General features: G+C 73.4%; 15 protein-coding genes. 5 read left to right on the forward strand and 10 right to left on the reverse strand.

All coding sequences use genetic code 11. The features are described 5' to 3' along the window. The first annotated feature begins 59 nt into the window (after positions 1-59). Both guaB1 and FIC82_RS12785 read left to right on the forward strand, forming a co-directional pair. Positions 60-1,511, forward strand: coding sequence for a GMP reductase (gene guaB1 / locus FIC82_RS12780; RefSeq protein ID WP_154798802.1), 1,452 nt, complete (start codon positions 60-62; stop codon positions 1,509-1,511). A 32-nt stretch (positions 1,512-1,543) separates the two neighbouring features. Beyond that, positions 1,544-2,263, forward strand: coding sequence for an NUDIX hydrolase (locus tag FIC82_RS12785; protein ID WP_154798803.1), 720 nt, complete (start codon positions 1,544-1,546; stop codon positions 2,261-2,263). Positions 2,264-2,277: 14 nt separating this feature from the next. Here the strand turns inward: FIC82_RS12785 and FIC82_RS12790 are convergent, their stop codons facing one another. The 5 genes from FIC82_RS12790 to FIC82_RS12810 form a co-directional block, all read right to left on the reverse strand. After that, positions 2,278-2,742, reverse strand: coding sequence for a DUF1801 domain-containing protein (locus tag FIC82_RS12790; RefSeq protein WP_154798804.1), 465 nt, complete (start codon positions 2,740-2,742; stop codon positions 2,278-2,280). A gap of 216 nt (positions 2,743-2,958) precedes the next feature. Then, a complete protein-coding gene (gene acnA, locus FIC82_RS12795; protein WP_168731822.1) occupies positions 2,959-5,712 on the reverse strand; it encodes an aconitate hydratase AcnA in 2,754 nt (917 codons plus the stop codon). A 209-nt stretch (positions 5,713-5,921) separates the two neighbouring features. After that, positions 5,922-6,164, reverse strand: a complete 243-nt coding sequence (locus FIC82_RS12800) for a hypothetical protein (protein ID WP_154798805.1) — start codon at positions 6,162-6,164, stop codon at positions 5,922-5,924. 92 nt (positions 6,165-6,256) lie between these two features. Further along, positions 6,257-7,645 carry a class I SAM-dependent RNA methyltransferase gene (locus tag FIC82_RS12805; protein WP_154798806.1) on the reverse strand — a complete coding sequence of 463 codons (1,389 nt, stop codon included), beginning with the start codon at positions 7,643-7,645 and terminating at the stop codon, positions 6,257-6,259. A gap of 102 nt (positions 7,646-7,747) precedes the next feature. Then, a complete protein-coding gene (locus FIC82_RS12810) occupies positions 7,748-9,751 on the reverse strand; it encodes an APC family permease (protein ID WP_168731823.1) in 2,004 nt (667 codons plus the stop codon). 94 nt (positions 9,752-9,845) lie between these two features. Between FIC82_RS12810 and FIC82_RS12815 the strand changes: the two genes are divergently transcribed. Together FIC82_RS12815 and FIC82_RS12820 are read left to right on the forward strand one after the other, a co-directional pair. Continuing rightward, on the forward strand, positions 9,846-10,499 hold the full coding sequence (locus FIC82_RS12815) for a potassium channel family protein (protein ID WP_154800226.1): 654 nt from the start codon (positions 9,846-9,848) through the stop codon (positions 10,497-10,499). Beyond that, the gene (locus tag FIC82_RS12820) at positions 10,499-11,218 is read left to right on the forward strand and encodes a potassium channel family protein (protein WP_154798807.1); all 720 of its coding nucleotides are present in this window, start codon (positions 10,499-10,501) and stop codon (positions 11,216-11,218) included. Before FIC82_RS12815 ends, FIC82_RS12820 begins: the two co-directional genes overlap by 1 nt. 29 nt (positions 11,219-11,247) lie before the next feature. On the opposite strand, the gene FIC82_RS12825 is transcribed toward FIC82_RS12820, so the two are convergent. From FIC82_RS12825 to dut, 4 genes are all read right to left on the reverse strand, one after another. Continuing rightward, entirely contained in the window at positions 11,248-12,144 is an 897-nt protein-coding gene (locus FIC82_RS12825; protein WP_154798808.1) for a DUF3159 domain-containing protein, read from the reverse strand. Between the two features lie 121 nt (positions 12,145-12,265). Next, a complete protein-coding gene (locus FIC82_RS12830; RefSeq protein WP_154798809.1) occupies positions 12,266-12,640 on the reverse strand; it encodes an OB-fold nucleic acid binding domain-containing protein in 375 nt (124 codons plus the stop codon). 1 nt (position 12,641) lies between these two features. Beyond that, positions 12,642-13,391 (reverse strand): DUF3710 domain-containing protein, encoded by a 750-nt coding sequence (locus FIC82_RS12835; RefSeq protein ID WP_168731824.1) that lies wholly within the window; start codon positions 13,389-13,391, stop codon positions 12,642-12,644. A gap of 106 nt (positions 13,392-13,497) precedes the next feature. Next, on the reverse strand, positions 13,498-13,974 hold the full coding sequence (gene dut, locus FIC82_RS12840) for a dUTP diphosphatase (protein WP_168731825.1): 477 nt from the start codon (positions 13,972-13,974) through the stop codon (positions 13,498-13,500). A 77-nt stretch (positions 13,975-14,051) separates the two neighbouring features. Here dut and FIC82_RS12845 point away from each other — a divergent pair, with 77 nt between their 5' ends. Then, positions 14,052-14,603 carry a DUF3093 domain-containing protein gene (locus FIC82_RS12845; protein WP_154798810.1) on the forward strand — a complete coding sequence of 184 codons (552 nt, stop codon included), beginning with the start codon at positions 14,052-14,054 and terminating at the stop codon, positions 14,601-14,603. A gap of 95 nt (positions 14,604-14,698) precedes the next feature. Here FIC82_RS12845 and FIC82_RS12850 read toward each other — a convergent pair whose 3' ends face one another. Further along, entirely contained in the window at positions 14,699-14,998 is a 300-nt protein-coding gene (locus tag FIC82_RS12850) for a DUF4193 domain-containing protein (RefSeq protein WP_021483601.1), read from the reverse strand. Positions 14,999-15,062 lie beyond the last annotated feature (64 nt).

Consider the following 15,062-nt stretch of genomic DNA (forward strand, 5'->3'; position numbering starts at 1 on the left):
GTGGAATGTCACTTCCGCCCTGCGGACATCAGCGACCCCCGACCTCGTAGGATGGGCGTATGCGCTTCCTGCCCGGACAGTCCCCCGCGACCGACCTCACGTACGGCGACGTCTTCCTCGTCCCGTCGCGCTCCGAGGTCGCGTCGCGCTTCGACGTCGACCTCTCCTCCACCGACGGGACGGGCACCACGATCCCGGTCGTCGTCGCGAACATGACCGCCGTGGCGGGCCGCCGCATGGCGGAGACGGTCTCGCGCCGCGGAGGCGTCGCGATCATCCCGCAGGACGTGCCGACCGACGTCGTCGCCGACGTCGTCGCGGACGTGAAGTCCAAGGACCCCGTCATCGAGACGCCCGTGGTCGTCGGCCCGCACGACACCGTCCACACGGCGCTCACGCTCATCGGCAAGCGCGCGCACGGCGCCGCGGTCGTCGTCGACGACGGCCGGCCCGTGGGCGTCGTCACGGAGGCCGACTGCGCCGACGTCGACCGCTTCACCCAGGTCCACCAGGTGATGACCACCCACCCCCTGGTCCTCGACGCGTCCGTCCTCGACGGCGGTCGCGCAGGTCTCGAGGCGGCCTACGACCAGCTCCACACCGCGCGCCTCAAGGTCGCGCCCGTGACGCGCGACGGCGCGCTCGTCGGCGTCCTCACCCGCAAGGGCGCGCTGCGCTCCTCCGTCTACGCCCCCGCGCTCGACAGCCAGGGCCGTCTGCGCGTCGGTGCGGCGGTCGGGATCAACGGCGACGTCGCCGCCAAGGCCAAGGAGCTCCTGGCGGCCGGCGTCGACGTGCTCGTCGTCGACACCGCGCACGGCCACCAGGCCAAGATGCTCCAGGCGCTCGACGCCGTGCGCTCGGTCGGCCCGGACGTCCCCGTGGTCGCGGGCAACGTCGTCACGGCGCAGGGCGTGCGCGACCTCGTCGCCGCGGGCGCCGACATCGTCAAGGTCGGCGTGGGCCCGGGCGCGATGTGCACGACGCGCATGATGACCGCCGTCGGGCGTCCGCAGTTCTCGGCCGTCCTCGAGTGCTCGGCCGCGGCGCGCGAGCTCGGCAAGCACGTGTGGGCCGACGGCGGCGTGCGCCACCCGCGCGACGTCGCCCTCGCGCTCGCCGCGGGTGCCTCGCAGGTGATGATCGGCTCGTGGTTCGCGGGGACCTACGAGTCCCCCGGCGACCTGCACGACGACGGCACCGGCCGGCTCTACAAGGAGAGCTTCGGCATGGCGTCGGCACGCGCCGTCGCGGCGCGCACCGCGGGCGGCTCGCCGTTCGACCGCGCGCGCAAGGCCCTCTACGAGGAGGGGATCAGCTCGGGGCGCATGTTCCTCGACCCGCAGCGACCCGGTGTCGAGGACCTCCTCGACCAGATCACGTCCGGGCTGCGCAGCTCCGCGACCTACGCCGGGGCGTCGAGCCTCGCGGAGTTCGCCGACCGCGCCGTCGTGGGGATCCAGTCCGCCGCGGGCTACGAGGAGGGCCGCCCGCTCCCGGTGAGCTGGTGACGGGCCGCGAGGCCGGGCCGGAACCCGGGGTGATGGCTCCCCCCGGCCCTCGGGCGTCCGCCCGCTCCGACGTCCCCGCACGGGACCAGCTCGCCGCGCTCGCCGCCGACGGTGGCGGCTGGCCGTCGCCGTGGCGACTCGCGATCGGCAGGCTCGACGAGCGCGCACGGCCCGCCGCCGTGCTCCTGCTGTTCGGCGTCCTCGACGCCGTGCCGTCCGAGCACCGGGCTCGTGCGGTCCCGCGCGACCTCGACGTGCTCCTGCTCGCCCGCGCTGCGACGCTCGGCCACCACCCCGGCCAGGTCGCCTTCCCGGGCGGCCGGATCGACCCGGGCGACGAGGGTCCGGTCGACGCGGCGCTGCGCGAGGCCGTGGAGGAGACCGGCCTCGACCGCTCGGGCGTCGACGTGCTCGGCCCGCTCGGCGAGCTCCCCCTGCCCGTGAGCAACCACGTCGTCACCCCGGTGCTCGGGTGGTGGCCGCGCCCGACGCCCGTGCGCGTCGTCGACGTCGCCGAGTCCGCGCACGTGTTCCGTGTCCCCGTCGCCGACCTCCTCGACCCCGAGCGGCGCCGCACGGTGACCGTCCGGCACGACCGCCGGGTGCACAAGAGCCCGGGGTTTCTCGTCGAGGCGGACGGGCGCGAGCACCTCGTGTGGGGGTTCACCGGGGGCATCCTCGACGCGCTCTTCGACCGGCTCGGCTGGACCGAGCCCTGGGACCGGACCCGCACGCTCGACGCCCCGCTCTGAGCCGTCCGCGTGCGTCAGGTGGCGGAGTCCTTCGCCGACGGACCGGAGAGACGCCGGCCGAACTCGGGGTCCCCCGTGAGCGTCGCGTACGAGCGGCGCACGACCTCCTCGAGCACGTCGAGGTCGACGGCGTCGAGGTCCTTGACGTAGAGGCAGCCCTTGCCGACCGAGTGCGGGCCGAGTCGCTCCAGGAGGGCGGCGTGGACGTCGACACCGTCCATGAGGTACACCGTCGTCGCCGCCTTGCGCGGAGAGAAGCCCGCCGCCGCCATGTCGCCCTCGCGACCGCTCGGGTAGCGGTAGTGGTAGGTGCCGAACCCGACGATCGACGAGCCCCACATCGTCGCCGGCTCCCCCGTGACCCGCCCCAGCAGCTCGACGAGCCGGAGCGCGTCGCGACGCCGCACGGGGTGCTCCACCGCTGCGAGGAACGCCTCGACGTCGGCGTCCGTGGGCTGGGTCGTGTTCTCGCTCACCATGCCCCAGTCTCTCGCGGCACGGCGTCGGCGCGCCAGATCGGCACTCCCGCGCAGGTTCGGCAGCCACGACCGCCGATCTGAGCAGAACCCGCCGATCTCGCCGCCGACGTGCTCCGGACCGCCCGGGGACGACGGCGGGGCGCCCACCTCGAGAGGTGAGCGCCCCGCCGGGGGTGCGTCTGCGCCGTCGGGCAAGCCCGCAGCGCTAGCGGTGGCTCACGCCACGAGCGAGCGCAGCACGTACTGCAGGATGCCGCCGTTGCGGTAGTAGTCCGCCTCGCCCGGGGTGTCGATGCGCACGACGGCGTCGAACTCGACGCTCGTGCCGTCGGGCTTGGTCGCGGTGACCTTCACCGTCGACGGCGTGGAGCCGTCGTTCAGCGCCGTGATGCCGGCGATGTCGAACGTCTCGGTGCCCGCGAGCCCGAGCGACCCGGCGTTCTCGCCGGCCGGGAACTGCAGCGGGAGGACGCCCATGCCGATGAGGTTCGAGCGGTGGATGCGCTCGAAGCTCTCGGTGATGACGGCCTTGACGCCCAGGAGCGCCGTGCCCTTGGCCGCCCAGTCGCGCGACGAGCCGGAGCCGTACTCCTTGCCGCCGAGAATGACGAGCGGCGTGCCCTGCGCGGCGTAGTCCTGCGCGGCGTCGTAGATCGTGTCCTGCGCGTCCTTGACGAAGTTGTACGTGTACCCGCCCTCGACGTCGTCCAGGAGCTGGTTGCGCAGGCGGATGTTCGCGAACGTGCCGCGGATCATGACCTCGTGGTTCCCGCGGCGCGAGCCGTAGGAGTTGAAGTCGCGACGCGCGACGCCGTGCTCGGCGAGGTACTTGCCGGCCGGCGAGTCCACCTTGATGGCGCCCGCGGGGCTGATGTGGTCGGTCGTGACCGAGTCGCCCAGCTTGGCGAGGACGCGCGCACCGGAGATGTCCGCGACGGGCGACGGCTCCATGCCCATGCCCTCGAAGTACGGGGGCTTGCGCACGTAGGTCGACTCGGCGTCCCACGCGAACGTGTCGCCCTCGGGCGTCTCGAGCGCGCGCCACCGGTCGTCGCCGGTGAAGACGTCCGCGTAGTCCTTGGTGAACATGTCGCGGTCGATCGATGCGTCGATCGTCGCCTGCACCTCGTCCGGCGTCGGCCAGATGTCGCGCAGGAAGATCGGCTGACCCGCCTCGTCACGGCCCAGCGGGTCGTGGTCGAAGTCGAACTCCATGGTGCCCGCGAGCGCGTACGCGATGACCAGCGGCGGGGACGCGAGGTAGTTCATCTTCACGTCGGGGTTGATGCGGCCCTCGAAGTTGCGGTTGCCGGACAGGACCGACACCACGGCGAGGTCGTGCTCGTTGACCGCCTCGGAGATCTTCTCGTCGAGCGGGCCCGAGTTGCCGATGCACGTCGCGCAGCCGTAGCCGACGAGGTGGAAGCCGAGCTTCTCGAGGTACGGCCACAGGCCGGCCTTCTCGTAGTAGTTCGTCACGACCTGCGAGCCCGGGGCCATCGAGGTCTTGACCCACGGCTTGGCCTCGAGGCCCTTCTCGACCGCCTTCTTCGCGAGGAGCGCGGCGGCGAGCATGACCGACGGGTTCGAGGTGTTGGTGCAGCTCGTGATCGACGCGATCGCGACGGCGCCGTGGAACAGGTCGAAGGACTTGCCGTCCGTGTCCGTCACGCTCACGGTCTTGCGGCCGTTGGGCGTGATCGCGGGCGAGTCGGACGCCGGGAAGGACTCCTTCTCCGCCTCGTCGACGAGGTCGCGGACCTCGGGCGCGTAGGTGGGCAGGTCGCGCTCGAAGGCCGACTTGGCGTTCGAGAGCTCGATGCGGTCCTGCGGGCGCTTCGGGCCGGCGATCGACGGGACGACCGTCGAGAGGTCGAGCTCGAGGTACTCCGAGAACACGGGCTCGACGTAGCTGTCCGACTCGGGGTCGAGCCACAGGCCCTGCTCCTTGGCGTACGCCTCGACGAGCGCGAGCTGCTCGTCGCTGCGGCCCGTGAGGCGCAGGTAGTCGATCGTCACGCCGTCGATCGGGAAGATCGCGGCCGTCGAGCCGAACTCGGGGCTCATGTTGCCGATCGTGGCGCGGTTCGCGAGCGGCACCTGGGCCACGCCCGCGCCGTAGAACTCGACGAACTTCCCGACGACGCCGTGCTGGCGCAGCATCTGGGTGATGGTGAGCACGACGTCGGTCGCGGTGACGCCCGCGGGGATCGAGCCGTTGAGCTTGAAGCCGACGACGCGCGGGATGAGCATCGAGACGGGCTGGCCGAGCATGGCCGCCTCGGCCTCGATGCCGCCGACGCCCCAGCCGAGCACACCGAGGCCGTTGACCATCGTCGTGTGCGAGTCGGTGCCGACGCACGTGTCGGGGTAGGCGCGCAGGACACCACCGACCTCGCGCGTCATGACCGTGCGCGCCAGGAACTCGATGTTGACCTGGTGCACGATGCCGGTGCCCGGGGGGACGACCTTGAAGTCGTCGAACGCCGTCTGGCCCCAGCGCAGGAACTGGTAGCGCTCGTGGTTGCGCTGGTACTCGAACTCGACGTTGCGCTCGAACGCGTCCGCGCGGCCCGCGACGTCGATCTGGACCGAGTGGTCGATGACCATCTCGGCCGGCGCGAGCGGGTTGATGCGCGACGGGTCGCCGCCGAGCTCCGCGACGGCCTCGCGCATGGTGGCGAGGTCGACGACGCAGGGCACGCCGGTGAAGTCCTGCATGATCACGCGTGCGGGCGTGAACTGGATCTCGGTGTCGGGCTGCGCGTCCGGGTCCCAGGACGCGAGCGCGCGCACGTGGTCGGCCGTGATGTTGGCGCCGTCCTCCGTGCGCAGGAGGTTCTCGGCGAGGATCTTCAGGCTGTACGGGAGGCGCTCGACACCCTCGACGGCGGACAGGCGGTAGATCTCGTACGAGTTCTCACCGACCTCCAGCGTTCCCTTCGACCCGAACGTGTCGACGCTGCTCACTCGTAGCTCCTTCGTGGCGAGACGGTGGCACGGATGCCATGGTTCAGGGGGCTTCGCCCAGCCTACGCCGGGCCGGCGCGCCGCTCAGGGTGGTCCTGGGGACCGTCCGGGCGGTGGTCGGCGGCTCGTCCACGACCCGCTGCGACCTGCACCGCGACCAGCATACCCCATATATCTTGACGTCAAGATATATGGAGGTGCGGTCCGGCTCAGAGGTCGCAGTCGCAGAGCAGGTTGAGCTCGACGACCCGCTCCCCCTCGTCCGGCCGCGCCCACGCCTCCGCCTCCGCACGCGACGCGAAGCTCCTCCCGGCGAGCCGTCCGTCGGGCAGCAGGACACTGACACCGACGACGTCGCGCACGTCGTCCGAGGCGCGGGCCGCCTGGTCCGCGCCCGGAGCAGCCGTCGTCGTCCCGCTCGTCCCGCTCGTCCTGCTCGTCGTGCTCGTCACGTCCGTCACCGTCCCGCTCGTCTCCCCCATCGTCCTCCCGGCACGCCGGTCGGCGCACCCGGGTTCGCGCAGGGCCGAGACCGGACGCGGCGTCAGCGCGTCAGGACCGCGACGGCCTCGAGGTGGTGCGTCATCGGGAAGAGGTCGAACGCGCGCAGGGACGCGAGCCCGTAGCCGTGGCCCGCAAGGTAGGAGACGTCGCGCGCGAGCGCGGCGGGGTCGCACGCGACGTACACGACCCGGGACGGCTGCCGGGAGGCGATGGCCTCGACCACCGAGCGTCCGGCGCCGACCCGGGGCGGGTCGAGCACGACGACGTCCGCACCCGTCGGGTCGTCGGCGAGCACCTGCTCGACGGGGCCGTGGTGCAGCTCCACCCGGTCGAGCTCGTGCGCGTTGCGGCGCGCGTCGCGCACGGCCCGCTCGTCACCCTCGACGGCGACGACGGAGCCTGCGTCGCCCACCGCCGCGGCCAGCGGCGAGGTGAACAGCCCGGCACCGGAGTAGAGGTCGAGCACGCGCGCGCCGTCGACGTCGCCCACCCCGTCGAGCACCGCGCGCGTCAGTGCGGCCGGCGCCTCCCGGTGCACCTGCCAGAACCCGCCCGCCGCGACGCGGTACTCGTGCTGCCGGTCGCCCAGGACGACGCGCTCGGTCACGCTGCGGCGTGCGTTGGGGCGCTGGTCGGGCGCGCCCGACCGCCACGCCTCGCCGTCCACGAGGAGGACCGGCGCCGAGCCGACGGGGGCGACGAGCTCGATGCGTGCCCCCGGGCGCCAGGTGCGCGTGAACACCTTCTCCCGCGCGGCGAGCTCCGCGACGTCCTCGGTCGCGAGCGGCATGCCCGGCAGCGCGACCACGTCGTGCGACCGGAAGCGGTGCATGCCCGCGCGGCCCGTGCCGTCCGCGACGAGGTCCACGCGCGTCCGGTAGCCGAGACCGCCGCGCTCGTCGTCGCCCGGCAGACTCTCGACCTCTACCTGAGGGTCGACCTCGTCGAGGTCGATCTTCCCGAGGCGCCGCAGCTGCTCGGCCAGCACGTCCCGCTTCCAGCGGCGCTGCGCGTCGAGCGCGACGTGCGCGAGCTCGCCGCCCCCGACACCCCCGGGGCCTGCCTCCGGCCACACCGACGGGACCCGGTCGGGCGACGCCTCGAGGATCTCGACGGCGTCCGCGCGCCAGAACTTCGCGGCGTCCCCGCCCTCCGTGACGCGGGCGCGCACCCGCTCCCCGGGGAGGGTGTGCCGGACGAAGACGACCCGCCCGTCGTGGCGCGCGACGCAGTGCCCGCCGTGCGCGACCGGCCCCACCTCGAGCTCGACCTCGACCTCAGGTCGAGGGTCGACGCGTGGCGACCGCCGGGTCGTCCGCTCGCCCTGACGGCGCGCGGGGCGGCGCGGGCCGCGCGCGGCGCGACGGTCCGCGGAGGGGTCGGACGGTCGGTCGGAGGGCACGGCGGGACCACGGCTGGAGGACGGCATGCCCCCAGTATCCCGGACACCGCCCGACGCACCTGCCGGAGCACCGCTCCGCGCACGTGGGCCCGGCCTCGCCTCGGGACCGGGCCCACGCCCGTGGCCGGATCAGTACCCGGTGAAGCGCTGGCGGAACCCCTCGCCCTCGAGACCGGTCTGCCCCTCGGTCGAGGAGAGCTGCCACGGCACGGAGGCCACGACGACGCCCGGCGTGAAGAGCAGCCGACCCTTGAGCCGCAGCGCGCTCTGGTTGTGCAAGAGCTGCTCCCACCAGTGCCCGACGACGTACTCGGGGATGTAGACGACCACGAGGTCGCGCGGGGACTCGCGCCGGACCGAGCGCACGTACGACAGCACCGGACGCGTGATCTCGCGGAAGGGCGAGTCGAGGACCCGCAGGGGCACGGGGAGATCGAGCGCCTCCCACTGCTTCATGAGCTCCTCGACGTCCTCGGCGTCCACGCCGACGGTGACGGCCTCCAGGACCGACGGGCGCGACGCACGCGCGTACGCCAGGGCCCGCATCGTCGGGCGGTGGATCTTGGAGACGAGGACGATCGCGTGCACGCGGCTGGGCAGCGCGCGGGCCGCCGCGGCCTCGTCGCCGAGCGCGAGCTCGTCGCGCACCGTGTCGTAGTGCCGGCGGATCGACTTCATGAGGACGAAGACGACCGCCATGGCGAGGATCGCGATCCAGGCGCCGTGCGTGAACTTGGTGATCAGCACGATGACGAGGACGGTCCCGGTCATCGCGAGACCGATCGTGTTGACCACGCGCGAGCGACGCATGCGGGCGCGCTCGCGCGGCTGGTGCTCGGTGCGCAGCGCCCGGGTCCAGTGCCGCACCATGCCGAGCTGGGACAGCGTGAACGACACGAAGACGCCGACGATGTAGAGCTGGATGAGGCGCGTGACCTCGGCGTCGAAGGCCCAGATGAGCACGATCGCCGCGACCGCGAGCGTGATGATCCCGTTGGAGAAGGCCAGCCGGTCGCCTCGCGTGTGGAGCTGGCGGGGCAGGTAGCCGTCCTTCGCGAGGATCGAGCCGAGCACGGGGAACCCGTTGAACGCCGTGTTCGCCGCGAGGACGAGGATGAGACCCGTCACGGCGGAGACGATGAAGAACAGCAGCGGCACGCCGTCGAACACGGTCTCCGCGAGCTGCCCGATCACGGGGTGCTGGACGTAGTCCACCGGCAGCGGCTCCCCGTTCAGCGCGAGCTGCGTGTGCGGGTCCTCCGCGTAGTGGACGCCCGTCGCGCGGGCGAGGAAGAGGATCGAGAGCATCATCACGGCGGAGATGCCGCCCAGCAGGGCGAGCGTCGTGGCGGCGTTGCGCGACTTCGGCTTGCGGAACGCCGGGACGCCGTTGCTGATGGCCTCGACACCGGTGAGCGCGGCGCACCCGGACGCGAAGGCGCGGGCCACGAGGAAGGCTCCCGCGATGCCGATGAGCCCCTGGTCGAACCCGCTCTCCGCCGTGAGCTCGAACTGCGCGCTCTCGGCCGGGCCGAGGGTGCCCGTGGCGTAGCGGAAGAACCCGACGATCGCCGTCGTCCCGATGGCCAGCATGAAGAGGTAGACCGGGATCGCGAAGAACGTCCCCGACTCCTTGACGCCCCGCAGGTTGACGAGCGTGAGGAGCACGACGAGCCCGATCGCGAACGCGGCCTCGTGGTCGCGCAGGGCGGGGATCGCGCTCGCCGCGTACTGGGCGCCCGACGAGATCGAGACCGCCACCGTGAGCACGTAGTCGACCATGAGCGCCGACGCGACGCCCACGCCCGCCGTCGGGCCGAGGTTGACCGTCGCGACCTCGTAGTCGCCGCCGCCCGACGGGTAGGCACGCACGTTCTGGCGGTAGGACGCGACGACGGTCAGCAGCACCACCACGACGGCGAGGCCCACCCACGGCGAGATCATCGTCGCGCTGAGGCCCGCGATCGCGAGCGTCAGGAGGATCTCGTCCGGGGCGTACGCGACGGACGACAGGGCGTCGGACGCGAACACGGGCAGGGCCACACGCTTGGGGAGCAGCGTGTGCCCCAGGTGCTCGCTGCGGACAGGCCGCCCGAGCAGCAGCCGCTTCGCGGCATCAGCGATCTCCGACACGAGGCCTCATGCTATGCCCGACGGCGCACGGTCGCGCTGGTGCACGCCCGGCGGGCCCGCGAGCGGTAGCGTTCGGTGCGTGCACTTCGTCATCATGGGCTGCGGCCGCGTCGGCGCGACGCTCGCCCAGTCGCTCGAGTCGAGCGGACACTCCGTCGCCGTCGTCGACCAGAACCCCGACGCGTTCCGGCGCCTCCCGGCCGAGTTCACCGGCAAGAAGGTGACGGGCGTCGGGTTCGACCGCGACACGCTCGTGCAGGCCGGGATCGAGGACGCCTACGCGTTCGCCGCGGTCTCCGACGGCGACAACTCGAACATCCTCTCCGCGCGTGTCGTGCGGGAGACGTTCGGCGTCGAGAAGGTCGTGGCCCGCATCTACGACCCCCAGCGCGCGGAGATCTACCAGCGCCTCGGCATCCCCACGGTCGCGACCGTGCGCTGGACCGCGGACCAGGTGCTGCGCCGCATGCTCCCCTTCGGGGCGACGGACGAGTACCGCGACCCCTCGGGCCGGGTGCGGCTCGCCCAGGTCGACTTCCACCCCGACTGGATCGGGCGCACGGTCCGCGCCATCGAGGACGCCACCGGGGCCCGCGTCGCGTTCGTCAGCCGCTTCGGGGACGGGGTCCTCGTCACCGCGCGCACCGTCCTGCAGGAGAACGACGTGCTGCACGTGCTCATGGAGGACGAGCGCGCCGCCACCGTCGAGCGACTGCTCACCCACGCACCGAAGGTCGAGGCCGAGTGATGCGCGTCGTCATCGCGGGAGCCGGTTCGGTCGGTCGCTCGATCGCCCGCGAGCTCCTCAGCCACGACCACGAGGTCATGCTGATCGACAAGCAGCCGGCCGCCATGCGCGTCGCGCAGGTCGCGGAGGCGGACTGGCTGCTCGCGGACGCGTGCGAGCTCTCGACGCTCGCCGAGGCCAAGGTCGACGAGTGCGACGTCATCGTGGCGGCGACCGGCGACGACAAGGTGAACCTCGTCGTCTCGCTCCTCGCCAAGACCGAGTTCGGCGTGCCCCGCACGGTCGCGCGCGTGAACAACCCGAAGAACGAGTGGATGTTCGACGAGTCCTGGGGCGTCGACGTCGCCGTCTCCACGCCGCGGATCATGACGGCGATGGTCGAGGAGGCGGTCGCCGTCGGGGACCTCGTGCGGATCTTCACGTTCCACCAGTCGGGTGCCGACATCCTCGAGGTCACGCTCCCCCCGACGTCCCCGCTCGTCGGGCGCCGGGTCGGTGAGGTGCCCTGGCCCGCGGACACCGTGCTCGCGGCGATCGTCCGCGGCGTGCGCCCCATCGCGCCGAGCCAGGACGACACGCTGGAGGCCGGCGACGAGCTGCTGCTCGTGACGGGCAACGAGGCGGACGAGGGGGCGCTGAGCCGCCTGCTCGCCAGCGAGCCCGCGGACGACACCGACGCCGACCTCGTCGAGACCGCCCGGGACGACGACCTGCTCTGACGGCGGGCGATCCCGCGGGTGAGGCCCCGCTACGCGGTCGGCCGGGCGGCGGCGTGGGGTCGGCGGACCAGGATCCACGTGAGCCACAGGACGAGCGCCCACAGGGGGATGCCCATGACGAGGCGCGCGGTGCCGAGCCAGCCGACGTCGCCGTCGAGGTAGAGCGGGACCTGGACGGCGAGACGGGCGCCGAACAGCCCGATCCACAGCCACGTCGCGGCGGTGTACCGGCGCATGAGCGCACGGTCCGTCCGCCACGTCCGGGCCCAGCGCGCGAACGCCCTGGGCTCGGCGGCCCGCTGCCCGTCGGCTGTCGCCGCGTCCGTGGTGGGGTCGGACGGCCCGCCCGCCCTGTCCGAGGCAGGTGCGGACGCCGGGCTCGCGGCAGCCGCGCCGAAGCCGCTGCGGAAGCCCTCGACGACGAGGCCCACGAGCGGCCAGCGGGCCAGGACGGACACGAGGAGCACCACCAGGTAGGCCGCGTTGGTCCACAGCCCCCACGCGAAGTAGTCCTGCGCCTCGCCCGAGCGCCATGCCCAGATCACGCCGATCCCGACGCCCAGCAGGCCGCCGAAGGCCTGGGTCACGGGGGTGCGCTGGACCAGCCGGGCCACGACCGCGACGAGCGCCGCCGCGACGGACGTCCACAGCGCCCACGGGAGGTTCGTCGTCGCGACGTAGACGACGACGAAGACGAGACCCGGGGCGACGGACTCGACGAGACCGCGCACGCCGCCGATCGCGTCGGCCACCGAGAAGTCCTGACCGGCGAGCGCCCGGACTCCGCGCGCGCGCCCGTCCTCGGGAGCGGCGACGTCGTCGACGACGGTCTCCGCGACCTCGGCGTCGTGCGCCACGGCCTCACGCACCCGGTCGGGGTCGGGACGATCGCCCACGGGGCCGCTCGCGTCGCTGCTGCTCGTCATCTCGTGGCGTCCTCGGTGGCTCGGGTGCGGTCGGCTGCGGCCGGTCCGGAGCGAGCTCCGGGTCGGCCGTCACGGGTCCGCAGGATCGTACGGCACCGTCGCCCGACGACGGGGCCTCCTGTCACTCCCCCGGCTTGGCGAGGAGCTCGTAGCGCGGGTTGAAGATCGTGCGGCGGCCGTCGACGTCGCACACCAGCCCCTCGACGAGGGCACGGCGGCCGGGCTCGATCCCCGCGATGCGACGGCGCCCGAGCCACACCAGGTCGACGACGCCCGACCCGTCGAACAGCTCCACCTCGACGGTCGGGACACCGTCGCGCGGGCGGAGGACGACGGAGCGCAGCACGCCCGTGATCTTGGCGCGGCGCCGGTTGGGCAGCTCGGAGACCGCGCGGCAGCCCGTCTGGCGGGCGGCCTCGGTGCGCTCCTCGTCGGCGGCCAGCTCCTCCTGGGAGGCGAGGGCCGTGCGCCACGCGTCGCGCAGGGTCGGGACCATGTCAGCGGATCTCCGTGATCTCCGGCCCACGCGTCAGCGGGTCGAACGACGGCGTCTCGGGCGCCCCGGCGGGCGTCGGGGCGGCCGCCTCCGGCCCCTTGCCGGGCAGGTGGAGCGTGAGCAGGTCGCGCGGGGGGCGCGGGTTCTGGTCGCGGACGACGACGATGTTGGCGAACACCGACTCGAGCAGCCGTGCCTCGGCGGGGTCGACCGCCGCCTTGCCCGTGAGGACGCCGCGCAGGAACCAGCGGGGACCGTCGACGCCGACGAACCGGGCGGGCCGCACCCCGGGGCGCCCGTCGGGCGTCTGCGCGGGGATGCGGGCGAGCAGCTCGCGGCCGAACGGGCCGGGGAGGTCGTCGACCGTGCCGCCCTGCTTGGTCACGGAGGCGGCGATCTCGCCCCGGATCTCGTCCCAGATCCCGTCGGTGCGGGGCGCGGCGAACGCCTGCACCTGCAGCCCCGAGCCCGCGACGGCGCACGCGACGCCCGTGATGCGCTGCGTCTTCTTGTCGACCTCCATGCGCAGCTCCATCCCGGGGACGCCGGGGAGCCAGACCGCGCCGAGGTCGAGGCGCGGTCCGCGCTCGGGGACCTGGGTGGAGTCGTACGGGCCACGGGCCGGCTTCTCGTCGGCCGTCCCCGTGGCGGGCGCGCCGTCGTCGACCTGCTCGGAGGTCGCAGCCGACGGCGTCGACGACTCGGGCGACTCGCTCGGCTCGGACGACCTGGAGCGACGGAACAGACCCACGGAGGAACTCCTTCACCTGCCCGGCCCGTGGCCGGGACTCCACACGGGGCGCTCGCCCCGCACTGCTTCCACACTAGCCCGCGCAGCGGCGGTCGCGGTGCGACGGTCAGGTCGCGGCGGCCCACCCGCCGCTCGACCCGAAGCCGCCCTCGCCGCGGTGCGACCCGGGCAGCCGCTCGGCCTGCACGAACCGCGCGCGCTCGACCTTCTGCACCACGAGCTGCGCGACCCGGTCGCCGCGCCGCAGGACGACGGGCTCGCGGGCGTCGGTGTTCAGGAGCGTCACCTTGATCTCGCCGCGGTACCCGGCGTCCACGGTGCCCGGCGCGTTGACCACGGTCACGCCGTGCTTCGCCGCCAGGCCCGAGCGCGGGTGCACGAACGCCGCGTAGCCGTCGGGCAGCGCGATCGAGACCCCGGTGGGGACGACGATGCGCTCCCCCGGCGCCAGCTCGACGTCGACGGTCGTCACGAGGTCCGCGCCCGCGTCGCCCGGGTGGGCGTAGGCGGGCAGGGGGACGTCGTCGAGGAGCGTGATGAGGACGTCGACGTCCCCGGTCGCGGGCTCGTGGTGGTTCGGCACCCGGCAGAGCCTAGTGCTCCCCGGCCGGCGCTGCGAGCACGTCCGGGCCCGCCCCCGACTGCTGGGATGATGGACCCATGACCGACGCCGCCGACCGCAGCACCTCGTCGTCCGCCCCGGGCGGAGCCTCCGGAGAAGCAGCCGGAGGAGCATCTGGAGGAGCCACGACGTCCGGCACCCCGGGGGCCGCGTCGTACCGGGAACGCCTGCTCCCGGGCGTCGGCGGCTGGGCCGCCACCCTGGGCTTCGCCGCGGTGCTCGGGATCGCGCTGTGGCCCGCGAGCCACGCCATCGCGATCGGGGTGGGAGTGCTCGCCGCCGTCGCGGGGGTCGTCGGGCTGTGGTGGACGTCGCCCGTCGTCGCGGTGGTGGACGGCGAGCTGTGCGCGGGCCGCGCCCACGTCCCCACGTCGCTGCTCGGGCAGATCACGACGCTCGACGCGGAGACGATGCGCGTCCAGCTCGGCCCGCGACTCGACGCCCGTGCCTTCGTGTGCCTGCGCGCGTGGGCGCGGACGGGGGTCCACGTCACGCTCGAGGACCCCCTGGACCCCACGCCGTACTGGCTCGTCTCCACGCGGCACCCGCAGCGCCTCGCGGACGCGATCCGGACCGCGCAGGCGTCCTGAGGGGCCGCGCCAGGCGGGCAGCCCACGACGGGCACCGCGGACGACGAAGGCCGCCGCCCCGGGGAGGGGACGGCGGCCTTCGTGCGTCGTGCAGGTCAGGCGGCGCACTCCGAGCAGATCTGCTGCCCGTTCTTCTCGTACGCGAGCTGGCTGCGGTGGTGCACGAGGAAGCAGCTCGCGCACGTGAACTCGTCCGCCTGACGAGGCAGGACCCGGACGGAGAGCTCCTCGCCGGACAGGTCGGCACCGGGCAGCTCGAAACCTTCCGCCGCCTCGGTCTCGTCCTCGTCAACGACGCCCGAGCTCTTGTCGGAGCGACGAGCCTGGAGCTCCTGGAGCGAGTCCTCGCTGAGCTCCTCTTCACTCTTGCGGGGGGCGTCGTAGTCTGTTGCCATCTGTGGGGTCACTCTCCGGAGTATTCGTCGATCGCGACAGTGCCCGTCCGGGACCACCGGCGAT

This window comes from Cellulosimicrobium protaetiae (assembly GCF_009708005.2).
Classification (GTDB): Bacteria; Actinomycetota; Actinomycetes; order Actinomycetales; family Cellulomonadaceae; genus Cellulosimicrobium; species Cellulosimicrobium protaetiae.